This window comes from Bradyrhizobium altum (assembly GCF_020889705.1).
Taxonomy (GTDB): Bacteria; Pseudomonadota; Alphaproteobacteria; order Rhizobiales; family Xanthobacteraceae; genus Bradyrhizobium; species Bradyrhizobium altum.
Genome location: NZ_JACMYP010000104.1, coordinates 21529 through 28553 on the forward strand (window position 1 = coordinate 21529; position 7025 = coordinate 28553).

Genomic DNA, 7025 nt, shown 5'->3' on the forward strand with positions numbered 1-7025 from the left:
AAAGCCTGTCGCTGCCAAGCTAATCGATATCGTTGACATTGTCATCGATCTATCGTTGACTTCGTCAACAACGTTGACTGCCATCAGCGACACAACGACCGCCGGGAAGAATCCGGCAGCGGGAGGAAACCAGCATGACGATGACCCAGCTCGATCGCGAACTCGGCACGGCCTATGCGATGAAGCCGTCCACAACCCGGACCGAGCTCACCTCGGTCGTCCGCGGCACACCGATGGGCGAGCTGCTGCGCCGCTACTGGCACCCGATCGGCCTCGTCGGCGACGCCACCAATATCCCCAGAAAAGTCCGCGTGTTGGCTGAGGACCTGATCCTGTTCCGCGATCGGCATGGCCGGGTCGGCCTCCTGCATGCGCGCTGCTGCCATCGCGGCACCACACTCTATTACGGCAAGGTCGAGGAAGACGGCATCCGCTGCTGCTATCACGGCTGGAAGTTCGACACAGAGGGCCGCTGCCTCGAACAGCCCTGCGAGCCCGAAGGCGGCCTGTTCAAGGGCAAGGTGCGCCAGCCCTGGTATCCGGTGCAGGAACTCTACGGCCTGATTTTCGCCTATATGGGCCCGGCAGATAAAAAGCCGGTGCTGCCGCGCTACGAGTGCCTGGAGAATATGGACGACGGCGAATTCATCGAGGCCGACGATTCCTCGATCGGCGGCGGCGGGCCAGCGGTGATCCCCTGCAACTGGCTGCAGCATTTCGAGAACGTCGCCGACCCCTATCATGTGCCGGTGCTGCACGGCTCGTTCTCAGGGCCGCAATTCACCACCATGATGGCCTCGATGCCCGAGGTGAAGTTCGAGATGTCGCCACGCGGCGTCGCGGTGCGCTCGATCCGCAAGCAGGACGACGGCAAGGTGTTCTATCGCGTCACCGAGGCCGCCCTCCCCACGCTCCGCGTCGTGCCCAATCCGCGGGTCGCGCAATTCGCCCGCGTCGAATCAATCGGCTGGACCCTGCCGATCGACGACACCTCGTTCCGCATCTATGTCGCCGGCCGGGTCAAGAAGTCAGGCGATATCGGCCGCATGCGCTCGAAGTTCAACGGCAAGTTCTGGTGGGACATGACGGAGCAGGAGCACCAGCAATTCCCCGGCGACTACGAGGCGCAGGTCGGCCAGGGGCCGGTGACGGTTCATTCGGAAGAGCACTTCGGCCAGAGCGACCGCGGCGTCCTGATGATCCGCCGGATGATGTCTGACCAGCTCGAGGCCATGGCCGCCGGCCGCGACCCGATCGGCGTGTCGTTCGATGCCGATGCCAGGCCGGTCGAATTCGAGGCAGGGAATTACATCCGCGAGGCGTAGGGCCCGCGCGCAGGCAAACAAGAAAAAACAAAAAGATAATCGGGGGAGGAAGTCATGGTCGATGTCGCACCGCAGGCGGCTGCGCAAGCGCAAGTCAGCGCCAGGCCTGCTGCCCGCCGCTATTACGTCCTCGGCCTGCTCACGATCATCTACGCGCTCAACTTCCTCGACCGCACGATCTTCAACGTCCTGATCGAGCCCGTCAAGAAGGAGTTCGCGCTCAGCGACACCACGATGGGCCTGTTGGCCGGGTTCGGCTTCGTACTGTTCTACTCGTTGCTCGGCATTCCCATTGCGCGGATGGCCGATCGCCTCAATCGCCGCAACATCGTCGCGGCAGCCTTCGCGTTCTGGAGCGCAATGACCTATCTCTGCGGCATGGCCTCCAGCGTCGCGACGTTGGCACTGGCGCGGGTCGGCGTCGGCATCGGGGAATCCGCAGGCACGCCGACCTCGCAATCGATGATCGCCGATCTGTTCGACAAGAACGAACGTCCGCGCGCGCTCGGCATCTACGCGATCGGCACCTATCTCGGCGTCTTCCTCGGCTATTTCATCGGCGGTTACGTCAATCAGCACTATGGCTGGCGGATGGCCTTCTTCACCGCGGGCCTGCCCGGTATCGTGCTCGCCGCGGTGCTGTGGCTGACGATCTCCGAGCCGAGGCGCGGTGCGATGGCCGAGACCTTCAAGGCCGAACCGATCGGGCCGACGCTGGGCTTCCTGATGTCGCAGCGAGCTTCGTCATCGTGCTGGTCGGCTTCTGTCTCACGACCTACACCAACTACGCCACCGCGGTGTGGATCCCGCCGTTCCTGGCCCGCATCCATCATCTGACCAGCGCCGAGATCGGCACCTATGCCGGCACCTTCAAGGGCCTCGCCGGCATGGCGGGCACGCTGACCGGCGGCCTCGTGGTGGCACAGATCGGCCGCCGCGACGACCGCTGGAAGCTGTGGGCGCCTGCGATCATGTCCGGCCTCGCGGGGCCCGTCTTCGCGCTGTGCATGCTGACGCAAAGCTTCACGCTGATGGTCACGACGCTGGCGCTGACCTCATTCATGGTCGGCTTCCATCTCGGCCCGATCTTCGCGATCGCGCGGACGGTCGCAAAGCCCAGTATGCGGGCGCTGGCCTCGGCGATCGTGCTGCTCACGGCCACCTGCTTCGGCCAGGGCGTCGGCCCCCTCGCCGTCGGCATGATCAATGACGCCCTGAAGGGCGCGTACGGCACGGATGCGGTTCGCTACTCGCTGCTGTCCGCCGCGGTGACGACGACACTTGGCGCGCTGCTGTTCGTCTGGGCGGCGCGCTGGATCCGTGCCGATATCGCGCGCGCCAGCTAAGCGTCCATGAAGGCCAGCAGGTCGGCCATCAAGCGCGCGCTGTGCGTCAGCGGCAGAGCGTGCGGCGCGCCTTCATAGACGGCGAGCTTGCTGCCCTTAATCAGCGCCGCCGTCTTCGCACCGGTCAGCTCGAGCGGCGCACTGGCATCCTTGTCGCCGTGCACGATCAGCGTCGGGCGATCGATGCTTTTGGCCGCGGCGCGCAGGTCGGCAAAGGAGATGGTCTTGCGGCAGGCCAGCGCCACCGGCAGCGGCACGCTCAGCATCATCTCCCTGATCCAGGCCCGCGTGGCCTCGGGCGTGTCGGGCATGAAGAACGGCGCCTCGTTCTCGCCCATCCATTTCGGGAAGTCCTGCGCGATCGCGGCATTCTGCGCCTCCACCATCGCCCTCGGCACTGCGTCCGGGTTGTCCTCGGTCTGGACGATGAACGGCGTGGTCGGCGCCACCAGGACCAGCCGCGCGACACGACCGGCGCCGTGACGCGCCAGATAGTTCACCGCCTCGATCGATCCCATCGAATGCGCGACGATCGTGACGTCATGGAGATCGTGCTGTTCGATCACGGCAGCGACGTCACCGGTCAGCGTGTCGAGATCGTATCCCGTCATCGGCATGTCGGAACGGCCGTGGCCGCGCCGATCCGGCGCGACGCAACGAAAACCCTTGGCGTTCAGCGCCACGATCTGGCTGCCCCAGACGCTGGAATTGAACGTCCAGGCGGCAAGCAGCAGCACCGGCTTACCCGAGCCCCAATCCTGCACGAACAGTTTTGTGCCGTCGCTCGCGGTCGCATAAAGCGGTTGGCTGGCCATGATGTGTTTCCCCTTGCAGATCGATCGGCACATCGCCGCCGATGCACTGACCATCGCAAAGGGAGATCGCGCGCGCGATTACGCCTCAGGTAATCACGCGCGTGATGCCGGCCTCGCGGAAGCGGAAACGCTTCCGTCTCACCACTGATAGCGCACCACGCCCTTACCGGCGTAGCTCGAGGTGACGTTGGAGAACTCGCCTTCGAAGGTCGCCGCGGCCGACCAGCCGTTTCGCCAGTTCATCTCGATCGACGCTGTGGTCAGCGCGGAGTCGCTTGCCTGCGCCGCGCCGTTGACGACAAAGCTGGCGCCCGGCAACGCCTGGAAGGTCGCTGCAGCCGAGCGGCTGGAATCGTAGTCGTGGGCCCAGGCGAAGCGCGTGCGCAGCGTCAGGATGCCGTCCTGTACCGGGAAGGACTTGTCGGTGCGAAGGCCGAGCTCGCTGCGCGCATCGGTCAGGCTCTTGCCGCCATAGGTCAGCGCAAAGGTCGACAGGCCCGAGATCACCCGCTCGGCGTAACCGGGCAGCTCGAAAGTCGTGAACTGGCCCGCGGCGTAGGGCGTGATGCCGACGCCGCCGATCCACGGCGCAACGAAACGATAGCCGCCCTCGAGCCGCCCCGAATAGGCGTTGGCATTGAACTCGGCGCGAAGCTGGTCGACGCCAGCGGCCGTCACGGTGCGATTGGTGGTGATGTCCTGCCAGCCATAGGCGAGCGCGGCGGAGACATAGGCCGGACCTTCGGTGTGGCGAACATAGGCGCCGGCCTGGAACAGATCGGATCGGCCGCTGCCGCTGCCCGCGACCGAGAAGCTGGTGCCCCCGCCGGCGATCGCAAAGCCCGCAATGGTGTTCGGCGAGAACTGATAGTCGGCGCCGACCGCCGTGCCATAGATGCTGCTGGTGGTGTCGTTCGATCCGACCATGGCGTTGCCGCTGGTCGATTGCGAACCGCCGAAGCCGGCGGCCCAGACGTTCCAGCGCGGCACGAACGGCACCGGCGGCGCCTTGGTGAACATCGCGAATGCGTCGGTCTTTGTCGTTGCGGCGTAGGCGCTCGTATCACCCTCGTCCGCATAGCCCGTTGCGCCCGGCATCGCCCCCGCTCCGCCGGTGCGGTTCGTGAAGGGATCGGTGAGCAGCCCCATGAACAGGTTCATGGCATCGAACGTCGTCTGCTGCGAGCCGGTCGCCAACTCGCCGGACGCCTGCGTCAGCCCCGCCGCGTTCAACGTGCCATACGCCATCGGAATGCCGCCGGTCGTGTTGAAGTAGTTGACCAGCGTGTTCGCGACGTTTTGCTGGTTGCTGGAAAGACCGCCGCCGAAGTTGGGAGGCGGTGCAAAGCCCAGCGTCAGATTGAGATAGGCGTGGGTGGCGTCGTAGCTCAGCGTGTCGGTGAAATTCGTCGGCAGGTTGGTATTGGCGATGTTGGATGCAAATGTGCCGGATATGCCTCCAGCGGCGTTCAGAATCGTATACTGCCTGGAGATGTAGCTGCCGTTGGCGAACACTGCATTGACGGTCGCGCCTCCAAGTGTCGCGTTCGCGTTGACATTGGTCGATGCCGCAGCGGTCGGCGTCACCTGCACCTGATAGATCGCGCCGGATTGGAAGGCGAGACCGCCGTTGATCGTCAATGTGCCGGTCGGATCTGCAGCACTCCCGGGCGCAAGCGTGCCTCCGCTCATGATGGTCGTGGGTGCCGGAATGACGAAGCCGCCCCTCAAGGTGTCGCCGGGGTTGGCGCCTGACAATGTCGACGCGACGCCGTTGTGGAAAAAGACGACGGCCTCAGCACCGACGATGCCGGTGCCGCTCAACGTGCCGCCGGAATTGACCGTCACTTTCAGCGAGTTGGCGATCGAGCCGTCCACTTCAAGGGTGCCGCCGGTGACGGTGGTGGCGCCGGTGTAGGCGTTAATGCCGGTAAGGATTTCCTTGCCGCCGGTCATCGCCACACCGCCGCCCGCGCCGCCGTCCCGGATGACGCCGGCGAACGTGCCGTTGGCATTGGTGAAGGTCAGCGTATTGGCACCGAGGTTCACGGTGCCGGCGATGCTGGTCCCGGAGAGACCGTTGATCGAGACGCCGCCGCTCGCTCGCGATATATCGAAGATGCCGTCGTTGATCACGGCCTTTGAGGACGCAATGCTGCCGCCGTTGATCAGGTCGAACTCGCCGCCGGCGTTGATCGTGGTCAGCCCGGTATAGGTGTTGGCGCCGCCGAATCGCGCCAGGGCGCCAAGGGCGATCGTCACATTGCCGCCGGTGCCGCCACCAATGCCGCCATCCTGGATGACGCCGTCGTAGGGGCCTACCCTGCTGGTGATGGTCAGCGTCTTCGCGCCGAGAGAAACGATGCTGAGGCCAGTCGGGTCATACAGGCCGGTGACGCTGGCACCGCTGTTGGTCTGCGAAATATCCAACGTGCCGCCCGAAGCGAACACGACATTGACCGAATTGGCGATCGAGCCGTTTCCCTTGAGCGCGAGCGTCGCGCCGGCATCGATCTGGGTAAAGCCGAAATAGCGGTTGGCACCGGACAGGGTCTGCGTTCCGCCGGCGATCTCGAGGCCCCCTGTGCGCGAGCCGTTGATCGCGCCGGAAAACTCCGTCGAACCGGCGGTAATCACCAGCGCGTTGTTGCCGAGCGCAACCGATCCACCGCCCGCGAGCGTCGTGATCCTGTTGAGGAAGGACGATGATCCCGAAATATCGAATGTGCCGTTGACGGAGACTACGCTCGAATTCGAGATACTACCGCCACCCGACAGCGCCAGCGTCGCGCCGGAATTGATAGTCGTTGCGCCGGAATAGCTTTCCGCCGCCGTCAGGGTCAGCGCACCGCCGCTGCCCGAGTTCGCGACCGTCACGCCGCCTGTACCGGTGAGTGCCGTCGCGAGCGTCACGGCATTGCCGTTATAGTCGAACGTCGCACCGCCGGAGCCGATTGAGTTCAGCCGCCCCGAGATGTCGGCTGTATTGCCGCTCGCCCATTGCAGGCCGCCGCCGTTGAGCGTGATGTTGCCCGAGCCGAAATTGTTCGCCGCGTTGAAGTTGATCAGGCCGCCGCTCACGGCCGTGCCGCCCGAATAGGTATTTGCGGCGGTGAGTGTCAGCGTGCCGAGCCCGGTCTTGGCAAGGCTCCAGCTGCCGGCATTTGCGCCCGTGCCGCCGCTGCCAGTCTGGTCGGCGATGACATCGGAGACGGTCTGGTTCTGGCCGGCTGCAGGACTGAAGGTCAGCGTCCCGTTGCCCTGCAGGAACATACCCGAGCCTAAAGCTGAGCCATTGCCGGCACCGACACCACCCGTTCCGCCGGTGACGCTGCTGCCGTTGACGGTAAAGGCACCGGAGACATTGAACGTTCCGCCACCTTGGACAAATACGGCGCCGCCCGCGCCAAGCCCGCCACCCGCACCGCCTTGGGAATCGTTACCGCCGTTGCCAGCGCCGAAACCGCCGAGATTGCCGCACGTCTGACCGGAATTGCCGCTGGCCCCGCCACCGCCGCCGCCGAAGCCGCCCGTCCCCG

Annotated in this window: 3 protein-coding genes and 1 pseudogene; 2 read left to right on the forward strand and 2 right to left on the reverse strand. The window is 65.1% G+C overall.

The annotated features are described in order from the left end of the window. The first annotated feature begins 134 nt into the window (after positions 1–134). The gene (locus tag H8B02_RS23950; RefSeq protein ID WP_229168541.1) at positions 135–1325 is read left to right on the forward strand and encodes an aromatic ring-hydroxylating dioxygenase subunit alpha; all 1191 of its coding nucleotides are present in this window, start codon (positions 135–137) and stop codon (positions 1323–1325) included. A gap of 54 nt (positions 1326–1379) precedes the next feature. Next, positions 1380–2671 (forward strand): annotated as a pseudogene (locus H8B02_RS48615) (spinster family MFS transporter). Here H8B02_RS48615 and H8B02_RS23965 read toward each other — a convergent pair. Together H8B02_RS23965 and H8B02_RS23970 are read right to left on the reverse strand one after the other, a co-directional pair. After that, positions 2668–3486, reverse strand: coding sequence for an alpha/beta fold hydrolase (locus H8B02_RS23965; protein ID WP_229168544.1), 819 nt, complete (start codon positions 3484–3486; stop codon positions 2668–2670). The pseudogene H8B02_RS48615 and the gene H8B02_RS23965 overlap by 4 nt on opposite strands. Positions 3487–3624: 138 nt before the next feature. Then, positions 3625–7025 (reverse strand): autotransporter outer membrane beta-barrel domain-containing protein (locus H8B02_RS23970; RefSeq protein WP_229168545.1); only part of this gene is annotated, 3401 nt, incomplete at its 5' end.